We start from the raw sequence: 21,837 nt of genomic DNA, 5'->3' as shown, positions 1-21,837 counted from the left end.
CGCAGCACCGTCATGGCGGGCAGGTTAATCAAAACGCTGCGCGCGTAAAGCGGCCTTTCCCGCCGCAGCGCGGCATTATTGGGGGGCCAGACGGATGTCCTGTGGATACCAGCGCCCCATCGGGTTCGATGTGGCAAAGCCGCGCACCCGGTCGCTGACCAGCACCGGCGCGGCATAATGAAACAGCGCGATCACCGGCAATTCACGGTCCAGAACCGCATTGGCGGCGCTTTGGGCCGCGGCGCGGGACGGGCCTTGCCGGGTCTGGGCCAGCGCCAGCAGGGCGCGGTAATCGGGGTTGGCAAACCCGCCCGGATCGGCGCCATCCGGCCCAAAGACCTGCTGGAATGCCGCCGCGTCACGCCAGTCCGCGCACCAGCCGAAACTGGCCAGCCCGAAATCGCCCGCCGCGACCCGCCGGGCATGGGCGTCCCAGCCAACCTCGTCGGCGCGGACGATGACATTCAGCGGGCGCCAGTAATATTGCAGCGCATCCAGCAGGCGGCGCGCATCGGGGTCGGTATGGCTGGCCACCCGCAGCAACAGCGGCCGTTCCGCGTCATAACCCGCATCGGCAAGGATCTGTTCTGCCTCGGCCATGCGTTCGGCCTGCGGGCGGTCTGCATCCGCCGCCGCCACGGCAGCGGGCGCCAGCGCGGGCGGAACCCAGCCCAAGGCCGGTTGCTGGCCGTCCCCCAGAACGGTGTCGATGATCTGTCGCCGGTCCAGCGCCAGCGACAAGGCCCGCCGGATCGCCGGGTCGCGCAGGGCGGGCGGGGCGCTGTCGGTCAGGTTCACCACATAGCCCCAGGTGCAGGCCAGCGGCACCGACACCGCCTGCGCGCCAAAGCGGGCGCGCGCGGCGGCCAGATGCGCGCCGGGCAGGGGCAGGATGTCAAACCCGCCAGCGGCAAAGGCGTCGATGGCGGCGGGCCAGTCGGTCGGGCTGTGGGCCTCGATCACCGCGGGCATGGCTGGGTCGGCCCCCGGCGCCCGGATCAGCCGCAGCGTCACCCCCGCCGCCCCGGCATCGACCCGATAAGGGCCAGAGGTTACGCCCCAATCCCCCGGCGCATGGGCGGGCAGCGGTGCCAGCGCCGGATGCGCCAGCAGCGCAGCCAGATCAGGCACGGGCCGGGTGGTGGTCAGCACCAGCAGGTCATCGCCCTGCGCCTGCACCCCCAGCGCATCGGGCGGCAGATCGCCCGCCAGCACCGCCCCGGCCTGCGCCAGCGCCAGATCCGCCAAAAGATGCCGGTGCGGCGAGGCCAGCGCCGCGTCGGCCAGCCGCCGCAGGCTGGCCACGGCATCGGTGGCGGTGACCGGGCGGCCATCGGACCAGTGCGCCGCCCCCAGCCGCAGGCGGTGGGTCAGCCCGTCGGCGGCGCTGTCGATTTCCTGCACCAGATCGGGCACCGGCAGGCCCCGCGCATCGTCGCGCATCAGCCCGCGATACAGTGCCCGTATCACTACCCCTTCATCCGGCGAACTGGCCAGTTGCGGATCGCGCTGCAACAGCGGCCCGCGCAGCCCGATGCGCAACACATCATCACCGGCGCTGACCGGATCGGCGGCACGGGCCGGGGCAGCGATCAGCAAAAGGGCAATCAGCGCGGCGCGCAGCATCGGGGACCTCCGGTCTGTGGGTCGTGGCAGATTAACCCTGATCGCGGGGAATGGCACGGGGCGGCTTTTCCTTTGGCGCGCGCTGTGGGATGAACCGGCATGGACCGCAACACGCGCATCATTCTGGTGACCGGGGGGGCACGCTCGGGCAAGACGGCAATCGCTGAACGGCTGGCCTGCCATTACGGGGGGCCGGGGCGGCCGGTCTATATCGCCACGGCGCAGCCATGGGACGCGGAAATGGCCGCCCGTATTGCAACCCACCGTCAGGATCGCGGCAGCGGCTGGGACACGCACGAGGCACCGCGCGACCTGCCCGCCGCGCTGGCCGCCACCGACCGTCCCGGCGGCCCGGCGCGGCTGATCGACTGTCTGACGCTGTGGATGACGAATCACCTGCCCGAACCGCCCGACCTGCCGGGGCTGCTGGCCGCGTTGCAGCACCAGCAGGCGCCGGTCATTCTGGTCAGCAATGAACTGGGGCAGGGGATCGTGCCTGACAATGCGCTGGCGCGCCGGTTTCGCGACGATCATGGCCGGATGAATCAGCGCGTGGCGGCCATTGCCGATCAGGTCTGGCTGGCGGTTGCCGGTCAGCCATTGCAGGTCAAACCGACCAAAGGGGAATTTCCATGACCACGTTCAACCACGCCGCCGCCGAGGCCGCCCGCAGCCGCCAGAACAGCCTGACCAAACCCCCCGGATCGCTGGGGCGGCTCGAGGATCTGGCCGTGTTCATGGCCGGCTGGCAGGGCCGCGACCGCCCCCGGATCGACACCGCGCAGGCGCTGATCTTTGCCGGTAATCACGGGGTGGTGGCGCAGGGGGTCAACCCCTATCCGCCCGAGGTGACAGCGGCGATGGTCGCCAATTTCGCCGCAGGCGGGGCGGCGATTAACCAGCTTTGCGCACAGGCCGGGGCCGATCTGTCGGTGATCGCGCTGGATCTGGACCAGCCCACCGGCGATTTCACCCAAGGCCCGGCGATGACCGCAGACGCGGTGCGCGATGCCATGGCACGCGGCGCGCAGGCGGTCGACCCCAGGGCCGATGTGGTGGTGCTTGGCGAAATGGGGATTGGCAATTCCACCGTCGCGGCGGCCCTGGCGGCGGCCTGTTTCGGGGGCCGCGCGGGTGACTGGGTCGGGCCGGGAACCGGGGCTGACGACGACACCCTGCTGCGCAAGATCGCTGCGGTCGAGGCCGGGCTGGCGCGGCACGCCCCCAGCGACACGCTGAGCACGCTGATGGCCTTTGGCGGGCGCGAACAGGCGGCGATCTGTGGCGCGGTTCAGGCCGCGCGCGAGGCGGGCATTCCGGTGCTGCTGGACGGGTTTATCTGCACGGCGGCGGCCAGTGTGCTGTTGCGCGACGATGCGCAGGCGCTGGATCACTGCCTGATCGGCCATCGCAGCGCCGAGCCGGGGCATCACAGGCTGGTCGCAGCACTTGGCCGACAGCCGGTGCTTGATCTGGATATGCGGCTTGGCGAAGGATCGGGGGCGGCGGTGGCGCTGCTGATCCTGCGCGCGGCGCTGGCCTGTCACAATGGCATGGCCAGCTTTGCCGAGGCGGGCATCGACGCGGGCTGATGCAGGTTCTGAAAAACGCCTTTCAAAACCTTGTTCTGGCAATGGTTTTCCTGACCGTTCTGCCGCTTGGCCGGTTCTTGCCGGCGCGGGTTCTGACGCTGGGACCGGCGGTCTGGGCCTTTCCGCTGGCGGGGCTGGCGGTGGCTGTGCCGGCGGCGCTGCCGTTGCTGGCCGGGTTGCCGCCGCTGCTGGCGGCGGCACTGACGCTGGCGGGCCTAAGCGCGCTGACCGGTGCGCTGCACGAGGACGCGACCGCCGATTTCGCCGATTCCTTTGGCGGTCGCGATCGCGCCGCGCGGCTGGCGATCATGCGCGATTCCCGCATCGGCAGCTTTGGCACCGTGGCGCTGATCGCGGTTTTTGCCATTCGCCTGACCGCGCTGGCCGGAACCGCGGTGCCGGTGGCGGCGCTGATCGGGGCGGCGATGACAGGGCGGGCGCTGATGGGGCTGGCGCTGATGGCGATGCCGCCGGCGCGGCATGACGGGCTGGGGCAGGGGGCGGGACCGGTGCCGCCGCTGGCGGCGCTGCTGGCGGTCGGGCTGGCCCTGACCGGGGTGCTGGCCGGATGCGGTGTGACGGGGCTGCTGGCGCTGGTTCCCGCAGCCTTGGCGGCGCTGTCGGTTGCGGGGCTGGCATGGCGTCGGCTTGGCGGCCAGACCGGTGATGTTCTGGGCTGCATCTGCCTGACCGCGGAAACCGCGTTTTTGTCAGCCATGGCAGGGCTGTGACCCGGCTGAGACGCGTCAACCGCCTTGACCCTCAAACCTCAATGACCGATACCCCGAAATCTGGCCTGTCGGGTTGCGGGCCGTGGTCCCGGTCCCCGGCAAGGCCATCATGCGGCAGCATGAAACGCCTGTCGCACAAGATAAAGGGAGGAAACACAATGAGCGGCCTTCTGGCCCTGTCGCGCGGCATCGACCGCGTCAACACCATCATTGGCAAGGCGGTGTCCTGGCTGATCCTGATTGCGGTGCTGGTCAGCGCTGGCAATGCGATCATCCGCAAGACGCTGAACACCTCGTCCAATGCGTGGCTGGAACTGCAATGGTATCTGTATGGCGGCGCCTTCCTGCTGGCGGCGGCTTACACGCTGAAAGAAAACGAACATATCCGCATCGACATCCTGTATGGGGCATGGTCGCGGCGGGTCCAGCACTGGATCGACCTGATCGGGCATCTGCTGTTTCTGACCCCCTTCGTTTTGCTGATGATCTATTACCTGATCCCCTGGGTGTCGCGGTCGGTCCGCAATGGCGAGATGTCGATGAATGCCGGCGGGCTGATGCTGTGGCCGGCCAAGATCCTGCTGCTGATCGGGTTTTTGCAACTGGCTGCGCAGGCGCTGTCGGAAATCATCAAGAAAATCGCGGTGATGCGCGGCCTGATCGAGGACCCGCACCCGTTCCACGGCCAGCACACGCCGCTGGATGTGGACGATGGGCTGTTGTCCGAGGCCGGTTTCGCAAGCCCCGACCACCCGGTCACGGACGAGGCCATCGACCATCCGCTGGACCATAACGGACCCGACCGCAACCGGGGGACGCGCACATGATCATGGAACTTATCGCGCAGAACATGGCGCCGATCATGTTCGTTTCGCTGATCCTGTTCTTGCTGTTCGGCTATCCGGTGGCCTTTGCGCTGGCGGCGAACGGGCTTTTGTTCTTTATCATCGGGGTCGAACTGGCACCGCTGTCGGGCGGCAGCATCAACCTGTCATGGCCGTTGCTGAACGCCATGCCGGAACGGCTGTGGGGGGTGATGTCGAACGAGACATTGCTGGCCATTCCCTTCTTTACCTTCATGGGCATCGTGCTGGAAAAATCCGGCATGGCCGAGGATCTGCTGGACACGATCGGCCAGCTGTTCGGCCCGGTGCGCGGCGGTCTGGCCTATGCGGTGATCATCGTCGGCGCGCTGCTGGCGGCGACCACGGGTGTGGTGGCGGCCTCGGTCATTGCGATGGGCCTGATCTCGCTGCCGATCATGCTGCGCTATGGCTATGACCGGCGCATTGCCTCGGGGGCAATTGCGGCCTCGGGGACGCTGGCGCAGATCATTCCGCCCTCGCTGGTGCTGATCGTGCTGGCCGACCAGTTGGGCCGGTCTGTGGGCGATATGTACAAGGGCGCGCTGATCCCCGGTCTGGTGCTGACCGGGATCTATCTTGGCTATATCTTCGTGATGACCATCCTCAAGCCGGAACGCCTGCCGGCGCTGCCGCCCGAGGCGCGCACGCTGGGGTCGGGCGTGACCTCGCTGTTCGTGGCGCTGGCGGTGGGCTTTGGCGTGGCTTATGCCGGGTGGAAATGGCTGCATCCCAGCCATGGCAAGGATGCCGACATTCTGGCCGCGGCGATGGGCGTCAGCTTTATCTATGTCGTGGCGCTGCTGGACAAATCGCTGCGGCTGAACCTGATGTCGCGTCTGGCGCAGCAGGTCATCATCGTGCTGATCCCGCCGCTGGCGCTGATCTTCCTTGTGCTGGGGACAATCTTCCTTGGCGTCGCCACCCCGACCGAGGGCGGGGCGATGGGCGCTGTCGGCGCGCTGATCCTGTCGGCGGTCAAGGGGCGGCTGTCGCTGGATGTGGTGCGTCAGGCGCTGGCCGCAACGACCCGGCTGTCGGCCTTTGTGATGTTCATCCTGATCGGGGCGCGGGTGTTTTCGCTGACCTTTTACGGGGTCAACGGGCATATCTGGGTGGAACATTTGCTGACTTCGCTGCCGGGGGGGGAATATGGCTTCCTGATCGCGGTATCGGTGCTGGTGTTCTTTCTGGCCTTCTTCCTCGACTTTTTCGAGCTGGCCTTTATCATCGTTCCGCTGCTGGCCCCGGCTGCCGAAAGCCTGGGGATCGACCTGATCTGGTTTGGTGTCATTCTGGGCGTGAACATGCAGACCAGCTTTATGCATCCGCCGTTCGGGTTCTCGCTGTTCTTCCTGCGCTCGGTCGCGCCCAAGGCGCCTTATGTTGACAAGGTGACCGGGCAGGTCATGCAGCCGGTCAAGACCAGCCAGATCTATTGGGGGGCGGTGCCCTTCGTGTTCATCCAGATCGCGATGATCGCGGTGGTCATGGCCTTCCCCGGCATGGTCATGCATTACAAGGGCAAGCCGGTGGATATGTCCGAGGTCAAAATCGAGATCCCCGGCGGCTTTGGCGGCGATGCGGGCGGCTTCGGCAGCCTTGGCGGCGGCCTGTCGCCCTTTGGCGCGGCCCCGGCGGGCGGTCAGGCCCCGGCTGCGGGCGGTCTGGATGCGGGGCTTGGCAATGCGCTGTCCGGCCCGCCCCAGATCGGCGGCGCGTCGGCCCCCGCATCGTCGGCACCTGCCACGCCAGCCCCGGCGCCGTCGGCCCCTGCGATGGGGTTTGACGGCCCGCCGCCGGGTCTGGGCGGCAACTGACCGGACAGGAATGCGAAAGGGGCGGTGCCGATGGCGCCGCCCCTTTCAGATGACCGCTTTCGCGCGGCGGGTCTTACAGCTTGCCGTTGCGCTGCTGGATCATCATGAATGTGTCATAGGTATATTCCGACAGTTGCGCCCACAGATAGCTGCTGCGCCGGAATTCGGTGATCCCGTCCCAGATATTGCGGAAATCTTCGTTCGCCTCGGACATCTCGGCATAGACCTGCTGCGAGGTCTGATAGCAGGCATCCAGGATTTCCTGGCTGAAGGGCCGCAGCTGCGCGCCCTGATTGGCCAGTTCCTGCAAGGCGGCAGGGTTGTGCGAGTCATAGAACTGCATCACCTTGCTGTCGGTCGCGCGGGCCACCGCGGCCATCAGGTTCTGGTCGGCCTCGTCCAGCGCGTTCCATTTATCCAGCGAAAACTGAATATGCGCCGACGATCCGCCTTCCCACCAGCCGGGGTAATAGTAATAGGGCGCGACCTTGACCAGACCCAGCTTGAGGTCGTCATACGGCCCAACCCATTCCGCCGCGTCGATGGTGCCCTTTTCCAGCGAGGGATAGATATCGCCCGCCGCGATCTGTTGCGGCACCACGCCAAGCCGTTCCAGCACCTTGCCGGCAAAGCCGCCGACCCGGAACTTGAGGCCCTTCATATCGTCCAGCGTGTTGATTTCCTTGCGGAACCATCCACCCATCTGTGCCCCGGTATTGCCGCCGGGCAGGGCATAGACACCGTGCTTGGCCAGAAAGTCGTTGAAACGCTCATTGCCCCCGGCCTCCCAGTTATAGGCCATCATCGCCCGCGCCGACAGCGTAAAGGGCGAGGCCGTCCCCAAAGCGAAGGCCGGGTTCTTGCCCCAGCTGTAATAGGTCGGGCCAAAGGCCATCTCGACCGTGCCATCGACTACGGCGTCGGTGGCATTGGGACCGGGGACGATTTCGCCAGCGGCAAAGGGCTGGATCTCGATCCGGCCATCGGTGGCATCGGCAATGGTTTTGACAAAGAAATCGGTCCCGCTCCACAGCGAATCCAGCGTCTTGGGATAGGCCGACTGCATTCGCCAGCGGATCTGGGGTCGCGCCTGTGCCAGCGCCGGGGCGGCCAGCGTGGCGGCCCCAAGGCCGCCCAAACCGGCTGTTGTCAGAAAACTGCGGCGTGGCAATGTGGTTTTGGTCATGATCCTGAACTCCTCCTTCGCGGGTCATCAGGCCCGGTGCCGGGCCGGTCGCGGCCCCCTTTTTGTGGAACTGCACGCAGGGCGGCGCAAGAAAAAACCGCTGCCCCGGCGGGGGCAGCGGCGGTGTTGACGGTCAGGCCGGTCAGCCCTTTTGCGGTGCCAGCTTGCCGGCCCGCTGCTGGATCATCATGAATGTGTCAAAGGTGTATTCCGAGGTCTGCGCATACAGATACCAGTCATTGCGGTATTCCAGCATGGCCTCGTACATTTTCTTGAACCATTCGTTTTCCGCCGACAATTCGGCATAGACCTCGTTCGAGGCATCGAAAGCGGCCGACATGATTTCCTGGCTGAACGGGCGCAGCTGCGCGCCGGTGCCGACCAGACGTTTCAGCGCGGCGGGGTTCTTATAGTCATATTCGGCCAGCATGTTCTGGTCGACCGACTGGCAGGCGGTGTTCAGCAGCGCCTGATAATGGGCCGGCAGCTCGTTATACTTGGCCTTGTTGAAGAAGAACCCGACCGAGGGGCCGCCCTCCCAGAAACCGGGATAGTAATAATAGGGCGCAACCTTCTGGAAACCCAGCTTTTCATCGTCATAGGGACCGACGAATTCGGTGCCGTCGATGGTGCCTTTTTCCAGCGCCGGATAGATGTCGCCACCGGCCAGCTGTTGCGGGACCACACCCAGTTTTTCCATCACCCGCCCGGCCAGACCGGCAATGCGGAATTTCAGCCCCTTCAGGTCGGCAACCGTGTTGATTTCCTTGCGGAACCAGCCGCCCATCTGCGCCCCGGTATTGCCGCCCGGACGGCAGACAAGGTTATACTTGTCCAGAAATTCATTATAGATTTCAATGCCGCCGCCGAAATAATTATAGGCGTTCTTGGCGCGTGCGCTTAACGCGAAGGGCAGGTCGGCACCACAGGCAAAGGCCGGGTCCTTGCCCCAGTTGTAATAGCCCACCGAATGCGCCGATTCGACGGTGCCGTCACCAGCTGCGTCAATGGCGCCCAGACCGGGGACGATCTCGCCGCCGGCAAAGACCTGAATGGTGAACTTGCCGTCGGTGGCCTCGCTGACGCGCTTGGACAGATCCTCGGCACCGCCATAGATGGTGTCCAGCGATTTCGGGAAGGACGAGGCCATGCGCCAGGTCACGCCGGGGTTTTCCTGTGCAAGTGCCGGTGCCGCCAGCGCGGTTGCCGCCGCCGCCGACGCCCCGCCCACCGATGCGCGGGTCAGAAAGGACCGGCGGTCCATCTTGCGGTTATCTGTCATGTCTTTGTCTCCTCCGTTGGACAGGGCACGGTCGCGCGCGCCCGCGATGGCGGGCAGATTGGCATGACGATCCGGGGCTGTCTATTGCGCTGTCCGGGCGGCGGGTAAAAAAATCAGGATCGGGGCCGCAGAACCAGCCTTTCCAAATCGGCGCGCTGCGCCTAATCTGCGGCGAAAGGGCACAGCCAGTGCCATCATCGCCGCGCAAGACGGCATCACGGGGAAGGGGCGGATGGCCACAACAGGTTTGGGACCCGAGGCCCGGTCGGGGCTGGCGCTGATCGCGCCGCCGCTGATCTATACCGTGCTGATGCTGGCCGCGCCCTTGCTGACGATTCTGGCCTTTTCCTTTTTCAAGGACGGCTATCTGACGATCATCCGCGAATTTACGCTGGAAAACTATGCCGCCGTGGCCCGTGACCCGATCTTTCGCACGGTGATGCTGCGTTCACTGGGGGTGGCGATGGCGGTCACGCTGGTGACCGTGGCGCTGGCCTTTCCGGTGGCCTATTTCCTATCCTTCGTGGTTACGCCCCAGCGCAAGGCCCTGTGGCTGTTTCTGATCACCATTCCGTTCTGGACCAGCTATCTGATCCGGGTGTTTCTGTGGAAGGTGATCCTTGGCTATAACGGCGTCATTAACAGCGGGCTGAAATCGCTGGGGGTGATCGAACAGCCGCTGACCTTTCTGCTGTATAACACCAATTCCATCGTGCTGACGCTGGCCCATGCCTATGCGCCCTTTGCCATCCTGCCGATCTTCGTCGCGCTGGAAAAGATCGACCGCTCGCTGCTGGAGGCCGGGCGCGACCTTGGCGAAAGCCGGGCGATGACCTTTTGGCGGGTGACGCTGCCGCTGGCCATGCCGGGGGTGGTGGCAGCGGTGCTGATCGTGTTCATCCCGACCATTGGTGATTACGTCACGCCCACCCTGATCGGCGGCGGCAAGATCCCGATGATCGCCAACCTGATTCAGGCGCAGATGCTGGATATCGACAACAAACCGCTGGGGTCGGCCATTGCGGTCACCGCCCTGTCCATCGTTGCGGTGATCAGCCTGATCTTCGTCTTCCTCAACCGTCGTTTCCTGAAGGTGCGGCAATGAGGGGCGGGGGGCTGAAAATCTATGCGCTGGCGTATCTGCTGTTTCTGTATGCGCCGATCCTGCTGTTGCCGATCTTTGCCTTCAATGACGGCACAATCGTGGCCTTTCCGCTGAAAGGTTTTACCACCGAATGGTTCGGCCAGATGGCGGGCAATGCCACGCTGCGCCGCGCGGTGACCAATTCGCTGATCATCGCTTTCAGCTCGGCCATCTTTGCAACCTGTCTGGGGATTTTTACCGCGCGCGCCAGCACCCGGTTCGACTTTCCCGGCAAGCGGCCGATCATGGGGCTGATCATGCTGCCGCTGGTCCTGCCCGAGATCATCATCTCGGTCTCGCTGCTGACGGTTCTGCTGGGGATTGGTGTCAGGCTGTCGGTGCTGACGGTCATTCTGGGCCACACTTTGCTGTGTATGCCCTATGCGATCACCGTTCTGTCCACCGCTTTTGGCAGCCTCGACCGTTCGCTGGAAGAGGCCGCCTATGACCTTGGCGAAAGCAAATGGTCGGCGTTCCGGCTGGTCGTTCTGCCGCTGGTCATGCCGGGGATTATCTCCTCGATGCTGATTTCCTTTACGATTTCGCTGGATGAATTCATCATCGCCTTTTTCCTGGCCGGGAATGAACCGACCCTGCCCACCTATATTTTCAGCCAGTTGCGTTTCCCCAAATCCATTCCCGTCATCATGGCGCTGGGAACGGTTCTGGTGGCGATGTCGATCCTGTTGCTGACCATCGCTGAATATGCCCGCCGCCGCGGTATCGCCCGCACCGGCCAGAAAGACACCGGAGGCTTCCTGTGACCACCCCCCGCAAAGCCCCAGCCGCCACCCGTTGGGCCGAGCTTGACGCCGCCCGCCCGATGATCGGGCTGCGTGATGTTCATAAATATTACGGCGATTACCACGCGCTACGCGGCATCAACGCCACCATCCGCGAGGGCGAGTTCTTTTCGCTGCTGGGACCGTCCGGCTGCGGAAAAACAACGCTGCTGCGCACCATCGCCGGGTTCGAAACCATTTCCTCGGGCGTGGTGCTGATCGACGGCAAGGACATGGCCGGGGTTTCCGCGAACCGCCGCCCGACCAATATGGTGTTTCAGTCCTATGCGATCTTTCCGCATCTGACCGTGGCCGAAAATGTCGGCTTCGGGCTGCGCCGTGATCCGCGGTCCAAGGCGGAAAAGGCCGAGGCCGTGGAACAGGCGCTGGCGATGGTCGGGCTGAAAGGCTACGGTCACCGCGCCGCCCATGCGCTGTCGGGCGGTCAGCGCCAGCGGGTCGCGCTGGCGCGCGCGCTGATCCTGAAACCCAAGGTGCTGTTGCTGGACGAACCGCTGTCCGCGCTGGATCGCAAGATGCGCGAACAGATGCAGGTCGAACTGATCAAGCTGCAACGTCAGGTCGGCATCACCTTCGTTCTGGTCACCCATGATCAGGAAGAGGCGCTGGTCATGTCCGACCGCATCGCGGTAATGTTCGAGGGCCAGATCGCGCAGCTTGACTACCCCGAGGCCCTGTATTCCCGCCCCAACAGCCGCAAGGTGGCCGACTTCATCGGGGTGATGAACTTTCTGCCGGCCAATGTCCTCAGCGAAACGCCCGATGGTCTGCGCGCCCAGGTGGCGGGGCTGGGGCAGGTCGATATTCCCAGCGGTCAGGTCAGCCGCGCCGATGATGACAGCGGCGTGGTCGTGGGCTTTCGCCCCGAGGCCCTGACCATGCTGGCGCCCGGCCAGCCCGCGCCGGACCGCGAAACCCCCGGCGTCATTGACGAGGTGGTGTATTACGGCGACATGACCTATTACGACGTGCGTCTGGACGGGGTGGACAAGCCGGTGCGGATTTCGATGCGCAATGTCTTTGGCCGCGACGTGCTGGAGGTCGGCGCACCCACGCGTCTGGCTTGGTCGCCCGGCGCCCTGGTGCTGTTCCGCTAGGTGGCCGCTTCGGTGCCGCCATGGGCGGCGACAGGTGCAGGTTGGCACCTGCGGTGGGATGGAGCCTTCTGTGAAGACTGGCGTTCGTCAAGTTAATTCTTTGGATTAAGCATTCGTGTTAGCGTGCTGTTCTGTAGTAATATTTTACAGACCGCAGGCTGTGTCTTCATGAAGTTCTCTGACGGTTGCGCAGAACTTACATCAAGGATGTGCTCTCCGGCGCAGAAAGATTGGGAAATATGATTGCTGCACGGTCACTGCGTCGCGCGACTGCCTTGTCCTGATAAGGATGCGCAATCCTTGAGCCTATCTTGTCTTGTCCCCGACGATTAGCGGCAAGCATCCGATTTATGCCATGAAAAGCTGCCCATGCTCTATAAATCGCGCTTGACCCTTTGACCGCGCGCCCTGTGGGATCAAAATCAGGCGAAGCTGTGAAAGCCCGCGATTGGGCTGTTATATCAGGTTAAAGGCGCGCAATCTTGGGTAAGGTCTGGCGTTGGCGTTGGTCCTCAGACTGTTCAAGCCCCGCAGCGCAAGAGCCAGTTTGGGCAGAACAGTCCAAGATCAGTCCGATCACCCACGGCGTTATTCAGGTGTTGTGCGTGAAATGCCGCCCACAGCACGACCCGCCCAAGGAAGGCCCGCAAAAGACAGTCTGAAACCGCCTCAACAGATGGGCCACAGCCCTTGGGCGCGTATCCCCAGCGCGCTGTCGGTTAAAAGAGAGTGCCGAGATGTCGTGCGCCGACGACACCAGCCATGCGGCCCAACCTGACCCGGACGAAACTGGCCTGCCGCGCCGCAACCCCCCGGCACTGATTACTGCGTTGGTGGCACCCCACCACCACGCGCCGTGCTGTCCACCGTGGTAAATGCCCGCCTGCGGTGACTTCGCGCAGGCGGGCATCCGGGGTCAGTCAGCGGTCAGCAGGCGTGGCTTACTGCGCGACAGTTTCAGCGCCTCGGGGCCTTCGATGTCAAAGACCGGCTTGTCGTCTGCGATGCGCACCCGCACCACGCCGCCTTTGGTCAGTCGCCCAAACAGCAATTCCTCGGCCAGCGGTTTCTTGATCACCTCCTGAATGACCCGGCCAAGCGGGCGGGCGCCCATCTTGTCGTCGTAACCGCGCCCGGCCAGCCATTCGGCGGCCTGGGGTGAAAGCTCGATATGGACATTGCGGTCGATCAGCTGTGCTTCCAGTTGCAGGACGAATTTTTCCACCACCTGAACAATCACCTCGCGCGACAGCGGGGCAAAGCTGATGATCGCGTCCAGACGGTTGCGGAATTCGGGGGTGAAAGTGCGCTCAATGGCGGCCGTATCCTCGCCCTCGCGGCGGTCGCGGCCAAAGCCGATGGCAGCGCGGGCCTGATCCGCAGCCCCGGCATTCGAGGTCATGATCAGGATCACATTGCGGAAATCGACCTGTTTGCCGTTGTGATCGGTCAGCTTGCCGTTATCCATCACCTGCAACAGGATATTGAACACATCGGGATGCGCTTTCTCGATCTCGTCCAGCAGCAGGACACAATGCGGATGCTGGTCGACACCATCGGTCAAAAGCCCGCCCTGATCGAAGCCGACATATCCGGGCGGCGCCCCGATCAGCCGGCTGACCGCGTGCTTTTCCATATATTCCGACATGTCAAAGCGCAGCAGTTCCACACCCAGCGTATCGGCCAGTTGTTTGGCGACCTCGGTCTTGCCGACGCCGGTGGGACCGGCAAACAGGTAATTGCCGATGGGCTTTTCCGGTTCGCGCAGACCGGCGCGGGCCAGTTTGATCGCGGAGGCCAGCGCGTCAATCGCCTGATCCTGCCCGAACACCACCCGTTTCAGCGTGGCGTCCAGATCGCGCAGCATTTCGGTGTCGTCCTTGCTGACCTGCTTGGGTGGGATGCGGGCAATCTTGGCGACCACATCCTCGATCTCGCGCGGGGAAATGGTCTTGCGGCGACGGCTTTCGGGCAGCAGATGCTGTGCGGCCCCGGCCTCGTCGATCACGTCGATGGCGCTGTCGGGCAGCTTGCGATCGTTGACATAGCGCGCGGCCAGTTCAACCGCTGTCCTGATCGCGTCATTGGTATAACGCAATTCGTGATGCGCCTCGAAATGCGGTTTCAGCCCCATCAGGATCTTGATCGCATCGGGGACCGAGGGTTCGTTCACATCAATCTTCTGGAACCGGCGCGACAGGGCGCGGTCCTTTTCGAAATGCTGACGGAATTCCTTGTAGGTGGTCGACCCCATGCAGCGCAGCTTGCCGCCCGCCAAGGCCGGTTTCAGCAGGTTCGAGGCATCCATCGCCCCGCTCGACGTCGCCCCGGCCCCGATCACGGTGTGGATTTCGTCGATGAACAAAATGGCGTCGGGGTGCCTTTCCAGTTCTTTCACCACGGCTTTCAGCCGTTCCTCGAAATCGCCGCGATAACGGGTGCCAGCCAGCAGCGCCCCCATATCCAGCGAAAAGATGGTGGCGCCTTTCAGCACCTCGGGGGTTTCGCCACGGGTGATTTTCAGGGCCAGCCCTTCGGCAATGGCAGTTTTACCGACGCCGGGGTCGCCCACCAGCAACGGGTTGTTCTTGCGCCGGCGGCACAGAACCTGAATGCAGCGCTCAACCTCGGCGGTGCGGCCGATCAGCGGGTCCACATCACCCTCGGCCGCCTTCTGGTTAAGGTCGACGCAATATTTCGCCAGCGCCGATTCGCCCTTTTCGGGCGGCGCCTCGGCGGTGCTGTGGGTGCCGGCCTCGGTCCCTTCAACAACCCGGTTTTCGTTGAAATCGGCATTCTTGGCGACGCCATGGGCGATGAAATTCACCGCGTCATAGCGCGTCATGTCCAGTTCGTTCAGGAAAAACGCCGCGTTCGATTCGCGTTCGGCAAAGATCGCAACCAGCACATTCGCGCCCGTCACCTCGGACCGGCCCGAGCTTTGGACATGGATCGCCGCGCGCTGGATCACCCGCTGGAACGCGGCGGTTGGCACGGCCTCGTGCCCGTCGATATCGGTGACCAGCGTGGACAGATCATCCTCGATGAAATCACCCAGCATCCGGCGCAATTCCGCCAGATCGACATCGCAGGCGCGCATGACGCGCACCGCATCCGGTTCCTCGGTCAGGGCCAGCAGCAGGTGTTCCAGCGTTGCCAGTTCGTGGTGATGTTCATTCGCCAGCGCAAGCGCGGCGTGGATGGCCTGTTCCAGAGAGGTCGAAAAGGACGGCACGGGCATCTTCTCCTTCGGGGCGGACTGGGGTCTTTATGGCACCAATTCCTGAAGAATTGGTTAACCCGATCCGGTTTGTGTCATAGGTGTTCACCGGGCCTGCGGATTTCAAGGCATCAGAAATCGTCCTTCATCTGGCGCAGACGGGCGAAAACGCTGGCATCGGATGCGCCCGCCATGCCCAATGCGGGCCGCAGGGCGGCGACGCGCAAAAACGGGTTGGTCTGACGTTCCTGGGCAAGGGTGGCAGGCGCACAGGGCTGGCCGCTGTGCAGGCGCTGGCTGATGGCCTGATTATCAGCTTCGACCGAAAGCGCAAAGGCCGCGTTTGTCGCACAGTAATCATGCCCGGAACAGATCAGGGTATCGGCGGGCAGGGCGTTCAGCCGCGACAGGCTGGCCCACATGGTGTCGGCGTCGCCCTCGAACAGGCGCCCACAACCCATGGCCATCAGGCTGTCGCCAGTCATCGCCAGCCCGTCCTGCGGCAGGTAAAAGGCAATATGCCCGATGGTGTGGCCCGACACGTCGATCACCTGTGCCGGATGCCCGGCCAGCGCCACGCTGTCACCCGGCCGCACCGCCAGATCCAGCGGCGGCAGGCGGTGGGCATCGGCCGCCGCCCCGATCACCTGCGCGCCGGTGGCGGCCACCAGCCGGGGGGCGGCCTGAACGTGATCGTGATGATGGTGGGTCAGCGCGATATGGTCCAGCGACCAGCCGCGTTCCGCCAGCGCGGCCAGCACCGGGTCGGCCTCGGGCGCGTCGATCAGCGCGGTGCCGCCGGGGCCGTGGATCAGCCAGGCATAGTTATCTGACAGGCAGCGCACCGAAACCAGTTCCAGAGCCATTGGCATTCCTCCCGTTGCCGCATTACCCTAAGGGGTGCCGCAAAGCGGGCGGGGGTGCAAGCGGCCGGGCGGTGCCTTTCGCCGCACAGGGGCAAAGCAGGGGAAAGCCATGCATCAGGACGTGATCGAGCTGCGGCGCTTTTATTACCAGCGGGCGCTGGGGCGGGTGGTTCAGCGGGCGCTGCGCGAGCGGCTGACCGCGCTGTGGCCGGCCGAGGGCACGGCGGGGATGACCGTGGCGGGCTTTGGGTTTCCGGTGCCGCTGCTGCGGCCATATCTGGCCCATGCGCGGCGGGTCACCGGGCTGATGCCGGGGCCGCAAGGGGTGATGGGCTGGCCAGCCGGGGCGCCCAATCACGCGGTGCTGTGCGATGAAACCGCCTGGCCGCTGGACACCGGCAGCGTCGACCGGCTGGTGCTGTTGCACGGGCTGGAGGTCGCGGACCACCCCGACGCCCTGCTGGCCGAGGCCTGGCGGGTGCTGGGACCGGGCGGGCGGCTGGTGGTGATGGCGCCCAACCGGGCGGGGCTGTGGGCGCGGGCCGATACCACGCCCTTTGGCTATGGCCGCAGCTATACCGCGGGCCAGCTGGAAACCCAGTTGCGCCGCGCCGGTTTCGTGACCGAGGCGCAGGGCGCGGCGCTGTATGTGCCGCCCTCGGACCGGCGGTTCTGGCTGCGCACGGCGGCGTGGTGGGAACGCACCGGCGCGCGTATCTCTCAGGTGCTGGTGGCCGGGGTGGTCCTGACCGAGGCCAGCAAACAGCTGCGCGCCCCGGTCGGGCCGGGTCTGCGCATGTCGCTGCCCAACCCGGCGGCGGTGCTTGGCGGGCTGGCGCGCCCCGGCGCGGCGGGCCATCTGAACCCCCACGCGTCCCAGCCGCTGCGGGGCGAATCCCTGCGCCGTGACGCGGTGATCCGGGTGCCGCCACAGCCCTGATCCGCGCGCCGCCGCGCCGCGATCTGCCCCGGCGTCACGGCGTTAGCGCTAGAATGTTCCCAAAGCGCCGCAGCGCTTTCATTTCCGTGATCAAGGCGGTTGCGAGGCCCGTCATCACCTGCTAGACACCGCACAGATTTCGGAAGGGTTCGCCCTTTCGTCCAACCGCCCCGCGACTGACCGCCCCGACAGGACGGCCCGCCAGCGGGGCTTCGCGCTAACCGGAAGGATGACCGTGGCAAACTCCGCTTCGATTTCCGCAAATATCGCCGGGCGTTACGCGCAAGCCGTTTTCGACATCGCCAAGGAATCCGGGGATCTGGATACGTTGTCCGCACAGGTCGACGATCTGGCCCGTGCGCTGGATGACAGCGCCGATCTGCGTGCGATGATCGGGTCACCGGTCTTGTCCCGTGATGCCCAGGGTCAGGCCATCGCCGCGATTGCCGGCAAGATGGGGCTGTCACAGGTGCTGGCCAATACGCTGGCGCTGATGGCGCAGAACCGCCGCCTGTTCACGCTGCCGCAACTGGTGGCAAAGCTGCGCGGCCTGATCGCCGATGAGCGCGGCGAGGTGACGGCGGATGTGACCAGCGCGGTCGAACTGACGGCGGATCAGAAACAGCGCCTGACCAATACGCTGGCCGAGAAATCCGGCAAGACGGTCAAACTGAACACCCGCGTCGATGACAGCCTCATCGGCGGCATGATCGTGAAAATGGGCTCGCAGATGATCGACAGCTCGATCCGTTCGCGGCTCGCGTCCCTTCAGAATGCTATGAAAGAGGTCGGATAATGGGAATCCAGGCAGCCGAAATTTCGGCGATCCTCAAGGATCAGATCAAGAATTTCGGCCAGGAGGCCGAGGTGGCCGAGGTCGGTCAGGTGCTGTCGGTTGGCGACGGTATTGCCCGTGTCTATGGTCTCGACAGCGTTCAGGCCGGTGAGATGGTCGAATTCCCCGGCGGTATCCGCGGGATGGTGCTGAACCTTGAAACCGACAATGTCGGCGTCGTGATCTTCGGTGACGACCGCAGCATCAAGGAAGGCGACACCGTCAAGCGCACCCGGTCCATCGTGGACGTGCCCGCCGGCCCGGAACTGCTGGGTCGCGTCGTTGACGCGCTGGGGAACCCGATCGACGGCAAAGGCCCGATCAACGCGACCGAGCGCCGCGTGGCCGACGTCAAGGCCCCCGGCATCATGCCGCGCAAATCGGTGCATGAACCGATGGCGACCGGTCTGAAATCGGTTGACGCCATGATCCCCGTTGGCCGCGGCCAGCGCGAGCTGATCATCGGTGACCGCCAGACCGGCAAGACCGCGATTGCGCTGGACACCATCCTGAACCAGCAGAACTATAACGGTCGCGAAGATGACGGGATGAAAACCCTTCACTGCTTCTATGTCGCCGTGGGTCAAAAGCGTTCGACCGTGGCGCAGCTGGTGAAGAAGCTGGAAGAAACCGGCGCCATGGCCTATACGACCGTGATCGCCGCCACCGCCTCGGAACCGGCGCCGATGCAATATCTGGCCCCCTATGCCGCGACGGCGATGGCCGAATATTTCCGCGACAACGGCAAAGATGCGCTGATCATCTATGACGACCTGTCCAAACAGGCCGTGGCTTACCGCCAGATGTCGCTGCTGCTGCGCCGTCCGCCCGGGCGTGAAGCCTATCCGGGTGACGTGTTCTATCTGCATTCGCGCCTGCTGGAACGGTCGGCCAAGCTGAACGAAGATTTCGGTGCCGGGTCGCTGACCGCGCTGCCGATCATCGAAACCCAGGCGGGTGACGTGTCGGCCTATATTCCGACCAACGTGATTTCGATCACCGATGGCCAGATCTTCCTGGAAACCGACCTGTTCTTCCAGGGTATCCGCCCGGCTGTGAACACCGGTCTGTCGGTGTCGCGCGTGGGGTCATCGGCACAAACCAACGCGATGAAATCGGTTGCGGGTCCGGTCAAGCTGGAACTGGCGCAGTATCGCGAAATGGCCGCCTTTGCGCAGTTCGGCTCGGACCTTGATGCCGCGACGCAAAAGCTGCTGAACCGTGGCGCCCGCCTGACCGAGCTGATGAAACAGCCGCAATATGCGCCGCTGACCAATGCCGAAATCGTCATGGTGATCTATGCCGGGACGCATGGTTATCTGGACGCGATCCCGGTCAATCAGGTCGGCAAATGGGAACAGGGCCTGCTGGCCTTCCTGCGCAACCAGCATCAGGATGTGCTGGACTGGCTGACCAAGGACGACCCCAAGATCAAGGGCGAGGCCGAGGACAAGCTGAAGTCGGTTCTGGACGCCTACGCCAAAACCTACGCTTAAGGGGGGCAAAACATGCCGAGCCTTAAGGATCTGAAAAACCGGATCGGAAGCGTCAAGAACACGCGGAAGATCACCAAGGCGATGCAAATGGTCGCCGCCGCCAAATTGCGCCGCGCGCAAGAGGCGGCGGAGGCCGCGCGCCCCTATGCCGAACGCATGAATGCGGTGATGGCGGGGCTGACGGCATCGGCGGCGGGTTCGGACAACGCGCCGCGCCTGCTGGCCGGCACGGGCGACGATCACCGTCACCTGCTGGTCGTGATGACGGCGGAACGTGGTCTGGCCGGTGGCTTTAACAGCTCGATCGTCAAGCTGGCGCGGCAACATGCCGAACGCCTGCGCGGTCAGGGCAAAGAGGTCACCATCCTGACCGTCGGCAAGAAGGGCCGCGAACAGCTGAAGCGCGATTTCGCGCAGGCATTCGTCAGCCATGTCAACCTGTCCGAGGTCAAGCGCATCGGTTACGACAATGCGCGCTCGATCGCGGATGACATCCTGACCCGCTTTATGGAAGGCGGGTTCGATGTGGCGACGATCTTCTTCAACCGCTTTGAATCGGTGATCAGCCAGATCCCGACCGCGCAACAGATCATCCCCGCCGTGGTCCCGGAAGGCGAGGGGGCTGGTGCCTCGTCGCTTTACGACTATGAGCCGGGCGAAGAGGCCATTCTGGCCGATCTGCTGCCGCGTTCGGTGGCCACGCAGATCTTTGCGGCGCTGTTGGAAAACGCCGCCAGCGAGCAGGGCGCGCGCATGTCCGCCATGGACAACGCCACCCGCAATGCCGGCGACATGATCGACCGCCTCACGACCGAGTATAACCGCTCGCGTCAGGCGGCGATCACCAAGGAACTTATTGAAATCATTTCGGGCGCCGAGGCGCTTTGACCTTAACGCAGGGGTAGACACATGGCAGAGGCCAAAGGCAAAATCACGCAGGTGATCGGCGCCGTTGTCGACGTGCAGTTCGACGACCACCTTCCGGCGATTCTGAACGCGCTGGAAACCGAAAACAACGGCAAGAAACTGGTGCTGGAAGTTGCGCAGCATCTTGGCGAAAACACCGTGCGCACCATCGCCATGGACGCGACCGAAGGTCTGGTCCGTGGCACCGCGGTGACCGACAGCGGCAAGCCGATCAGCGTGCCGGTCGGTGACGCGACGCTGGGGCGCATTCTGAACGTCGTCGGTGAACCGGTCGATGAACGCGGCCCGGTCGAAAGCACCGAAACCCGCGCCATCCACCAGCCCGCGCCGGATTTCGCCGCGCAGGCCACCAGCTCGGAAATTCTGGTCACCGGCATCAAGGTTATCGACCTGCTGGCGCCCTATTCCAAGGGTGGTAAAATCGGTCTGTTCGGGGGTGCCGGCGTCGGCAAAACCGTTCTGATCATGGAACTGATCAACAACATCGCCAAGGTGCACTCGGGCTATTCGGTCTTCGCCGGTGTGGGTGAGCGGACCCGCGAAGGCAACGACCTGTATCACGAAATGGTGGAATCGGGCGTTATCAAAGAGGACAACCTGTCGGAAAGCCAGGTGGCCCTTGTTTACGGTCAGATGAACGAACCTCCGGGGGCGCGGATGCGTGTTGCCCTGACCGGTCTGACGCTGGCCGAACAGTTCCGCGATTCGACCGGGACCGACGTTCTGTTCTTTGTCGACAATATCTTCCGCTTTACCCAGGCGGGTTCGGAAGTGTCGGCGCTGCTGGGTCGTATCCCGTCCGCCGTGGGTTACCAGCCGACGCTGGCCACCGATATGGGCGCGATGCAGGAACGCATTACCTCGACCAAGAATGGCTCGATCACGTCCATTCAGGCCGTTTACGTTCCGGCCGACGACCTGACCGACCCGGCCCCGGCCACGACCTTTGCCCACCTTGACGCGACGACGGTTCTGTCGCGCGCCATCTCGGAGCTGGGGATCTATCCGGCTGTGGACCCGCTGGACTCGAACAGCCGTATTCTCGACCCCGGTGTTGTGGGCGAGGAACATTATCAGGTTGCCCGCGACGTTCAGGGGATCTTGCAGAAATACAAATCGCTGCAAGACATCATCGCCATCCTTGGCATGGACGAACTGTCGGAAGAGGACAAGCTGACCGTGGCCCGCGCCCGCAAGATCCAGCGTTTCCTGTCCCAGCCCTTCGACGTGGCCAAGGTGTTCACCGGCTCGGACGGGGTTCAGGTGCCGCTGGAAGACACCATTGCCTCGTTCAAGGCGGTTGTGGCTGGTGAATATGACCACCTGCCCGAAGCGGCCTTCTATATGGTCGGCGGCATCGAAGAGGTGAAAGCCAAAGCCGCCAAGCTGGCCGCGGACGCGGCGTAAGG

Annotated in this window: 18 protein-coding genes; 13 read left to right on the top strand and 5 right to left on the bottom strand. The window is 64.3% G+C overall.

Going from position 1 to position 21,837, the window contains the following annotated elements; translation table 11 throughout:
* Positions 1 to 75: 75 nt before the first annotated feature.
* Positions 76 to 1,626 carry an ABC transporter substrate-binding protein gene (locus ACFXP9_RS07345; RefSeq protein ID WP_397206994.1) on the bottom strand — a complete coding sequence of 517 codons (1,551 nt, stop codon included), beginning with the start codon at positions 1,624 to 1,626 and terminating at the stop codon, positions 76 to 78.
* A gap of 99 nt (positions 1,627 to 1,725) precedes the next feature.
* Here ACFXP9_RS07345 and cobU point away from each other — a divergent pair, with 99 nt between their 5' ends.
* The 5 genes from cobU to ACFXP9_RS07320 all read left to right on the top strand — a co-directional run bounded on the left by cobU (position 1,726) and on the right by ACFXP9_RS07320 (position 6,632).
* Positions 1,726 to 2,262: a bifunctional adenosylcobinamide kinase/adenosylcobinamide-phosphate guanylyltransferase gene (cobU, locus tag ACFXP9_RS07340; RefSeq protein WP_397206996.1), complete on the top strand. Its 537-nt coding sequence runs from the start codon at positions 1,726 to 1,728 to the stop codon at positions 2,260 to 2,262.
* Positions 2,259 to 3,218 carry a nicotinate-nucleotide--dimethylbenzimidazole phosphoribosyltransferase gene (gene cobT, locus ACFXP9_RS07335; protein WP_397206998.1) on the top strand — a complete coding sequence of 320 codons (960 nt, stop codon included), beginning with the start codon at positions 2,259 to 2,261 and terminating at the stop codon, positions 3,216 to 3,218. Before cobU ends, cobT begins: the two co-directional genes overlap by 4 nt.
* Positions 3,218 to 3,949, top strand: a complete 732-nt coding sequence (locus tag ACFXP9_RS07330; protein ID WP_397207000.1) for an adenosylcobinamide-GDP ribazoletransferase — start codon at positions 3,218 to 3,220, stop codon at positions 3,947 to 3,949. Before cobT ends, ACFXP9_RS07330 begins: the two co-directional genes overlap by 1 nt.
* Positions 3,950 to 4,107: 158 nt before the next feature.
* Complete coding sequence (locus ACFXP9_RS07325) at positions 4,108 to 4,776, top strand: TRAP transporter small permease subunit (RefSeq protein ID WP_397207002.1); 669 nt, start codon at positions 4,108 to 4,110, stop codon at positions 4,774 to 4,776.
* Positions 4,776 to 6,632, top strand: a complete 1,857-nt coding sequence (locus ACFXP9_RS07320; RefSeq protein WP_397207432.1) for a TRAP transporter large permease — start codon at positions 4,776 to 4,778, stop codon at positions 6,630 to 6,632. Before ACFXP9_RS07325 ends, ACFXP9_RS07320 begins: the two co-directional genes overlap by 1 nt.
* Positions 6,633 to 6,705: 73 nt before the next feature.
* Here the strand turns inward: ACFXP9_RS07320 and ACFXP9_RS07315 are convergent, their stop codons facing one another.
* Together ACFXP9_RS07315 and ACFXP9_RS07310 are read right to left on the bottom strand one after the other, a co-directional pair.
* Positions 6,706 to 7,803, bottom strand: coding sequence for a TRAP transporter substrate-binding protein (locus ACFXP9_RS07315; RefSeq protein WP_397207434.1), 1,098 nt, complete (start codon positions 7,801 to 7,803; stop codon positions 6,706 to 6,708).
* 157 nt (positions 7,804 to 7,960) lie between these two features.
* Positions 7,961 to 9,082, bottom strand: coding sequence for a TRAP transporter substrate-binding protein (locus ACFXP9_RS07310; protein WP_397207436.1), 1,122 nt, complete (start codon positions 9,080 to 9,082; stop codon positions 7,961 to 7,963).
* 250 nt (positions 9,083 to 9,332) lie between these two features.
* Here ACFXP9_RS07310 and ACFXP9_RS07305 point away from each other — a divergent pair, with 250 nt between their 5' ends.
* The 3 genes from ACFXP9_RS07305 to ACFXP9_RS07295 are packed head-to-tail and all read left to right on the top strand — an operon-like array spanning position 9,333 to position 12,144.
* The gene (locus tag ACFXP9_RS07305; RefSeq protein WP_397207004.1) at positions 9,333 to 10,205 is read left to right on the top strand and encodes an ABC transporter permease; all 873 of its coding nucleotides are present in this window, start codon (positions 9,333 to 9,335) and stop codon (positions 10,203 to 10,205) included.
* On the top strand, positions 10,202 to 11,008 hold the full coding sequence (locus tag ACFXP9_RS07300; protein ID WP_397207006.1) for an ABC transporter permease: 807 nt from the start codon (positions 10,202 to 10,204) through the stop codon (positions 11,006 to 11,008). Before ACFXP9_RS07305 ends, ACFXP9_RS07300 begins: the two co-directional genes overlap by 4 nt.
* Positions 11,009 to 11,067: 59 nt before the next feature.
* The gene (locus tag ACFXP9_RS07295; RefSeq protein ID WP_397207438.1) at positions 11,068 to 12,144 is read left to right on the top strand and encodes an ABC transporter ATP-binding protein; all 1,077 of its coding nucleotides are present in this window, start codon (positions 11,068 to 11,070) and stop codon (positions 12,142 to 12,144) included.
* Between the two features lie 916 nt (positions 12,145 to 13,060).
* Here the strand turns inward: ACFXP9_RS07295 and clpA are convergent.
* Both clpA and gloB read right to left on the bottom strand, forming a co-directional pair.
* Entirely contained in the window at positions 13,061 to 15,379 is a 2,319-nt protein-coding gene (clpA, locus tag ACFXP9_RS07290; protein WP_397207440.1) for an ATP-dependent Clp protease ATP-binding subunit ClpA, read from the bottom strand.
* 116 nt (positions 15,380 to 15,495) lie between these two features.
* Entirely contained in the window at positions 15,496 to 16,230 is a 735-nt protein-coding gene (gene gloB, locus ACFXP9_RS07285; RefSeq protein ID WP_397207008.1) for a hydroxyacylglutathione hydrolase, read from the bottom strand.
* Between the two features lie 109 nt (positions 16,231 to 16,339).
* On the opposite strand from gloB, the gene ACFXP9_RS07280 reads away from it, so the two are divergent.
* From ACFXP9_RS07280 to atpD, 5 genes are all read left to right on the top strand, one after another.
* Positions 16,340 to 17,170, top strand: coding sequence for a class I SAM-dependent methyltransferase (locus ACFXP9_RS07280; RefSeq protein WP_397207010.1), 831 nt, complete (start codon positions 16,340 to 16,342; stop codon positions 17,168 to 17,170).
* 229 nt (positions 17,171 to 17,399) lie between these two features.
* Positions 17,400 to 17,966 (top strand): F0F1 ATP synthase subunit delta, encoded by a 567-nt coding sequence (locus tag ACFXP9_RS07275; RefSeq protein WP_397207012.1) that lies wholly within the window; start codon positions 17,400 to 17,402, stop codon positions 17,964 to 17,966.
* Positions 17,966 to 19,501 (top strand): F0F1 ATP synthase subunit alpha, encoded by a 1,536-nt coding sequence (atpA, locus tag ACFXP9_RS07270; RefSeq protein ID WP_397210124.1) that lies wholly within the window; start codon positions 17,966 to 17,968, stop codon positions 19,499 to 19,501. Before ACFXP9_RS07275 ends, atpA begins: the two co-directional genes overlap by 1 nt.
* A gap of 12 nt (positions 19,502 to 19,513) precedes the next feature.
* Positions 19,514 to 20,389 (top strand): F0F1 ATP synthase subunit gamma, encoded by an 876-nt coding sequence (locus ACFXP9_RS07265; RefSeq protein WP_397207016.1) that lies wholly within the window; start codon positions 19,514 to 19,516, stop codon positions 20,387 to 20,389.
* A 21-nt stretch (positions 20,390 to 20,410) separates the two neighbouring features.
* Positions 20,411 to 21,835 carry a F0F1 ATP synthase subunit beta gene (atpD, locus tag ACFXP9_RS07260; RefSeq protein WP_397207018.1) on the top strand — a complete coding sequence of 475 codons (1,425 nt, stop codon included), beginning with the start codon at positions 20,411 to 20,413 and terminating at the stop codon, positions 21,833 to 21,835.
* Positions 21,836 to 21,837 lie beyond the last annotated feature (2 nt).

This window comes from Paracoccus jiaweipingae, from assembly GCF_044335505.1.
In the GTDB taxonomy this organism is placed as follows: Bacteria; Pseudomonadota; Alphaproteobacteria; order Rhodobacterales; family Rhodobacteraceae; genus Paracoccus.
This window is presented reverse-complemented; position numbering and strand designations above follow the sequence as displayed.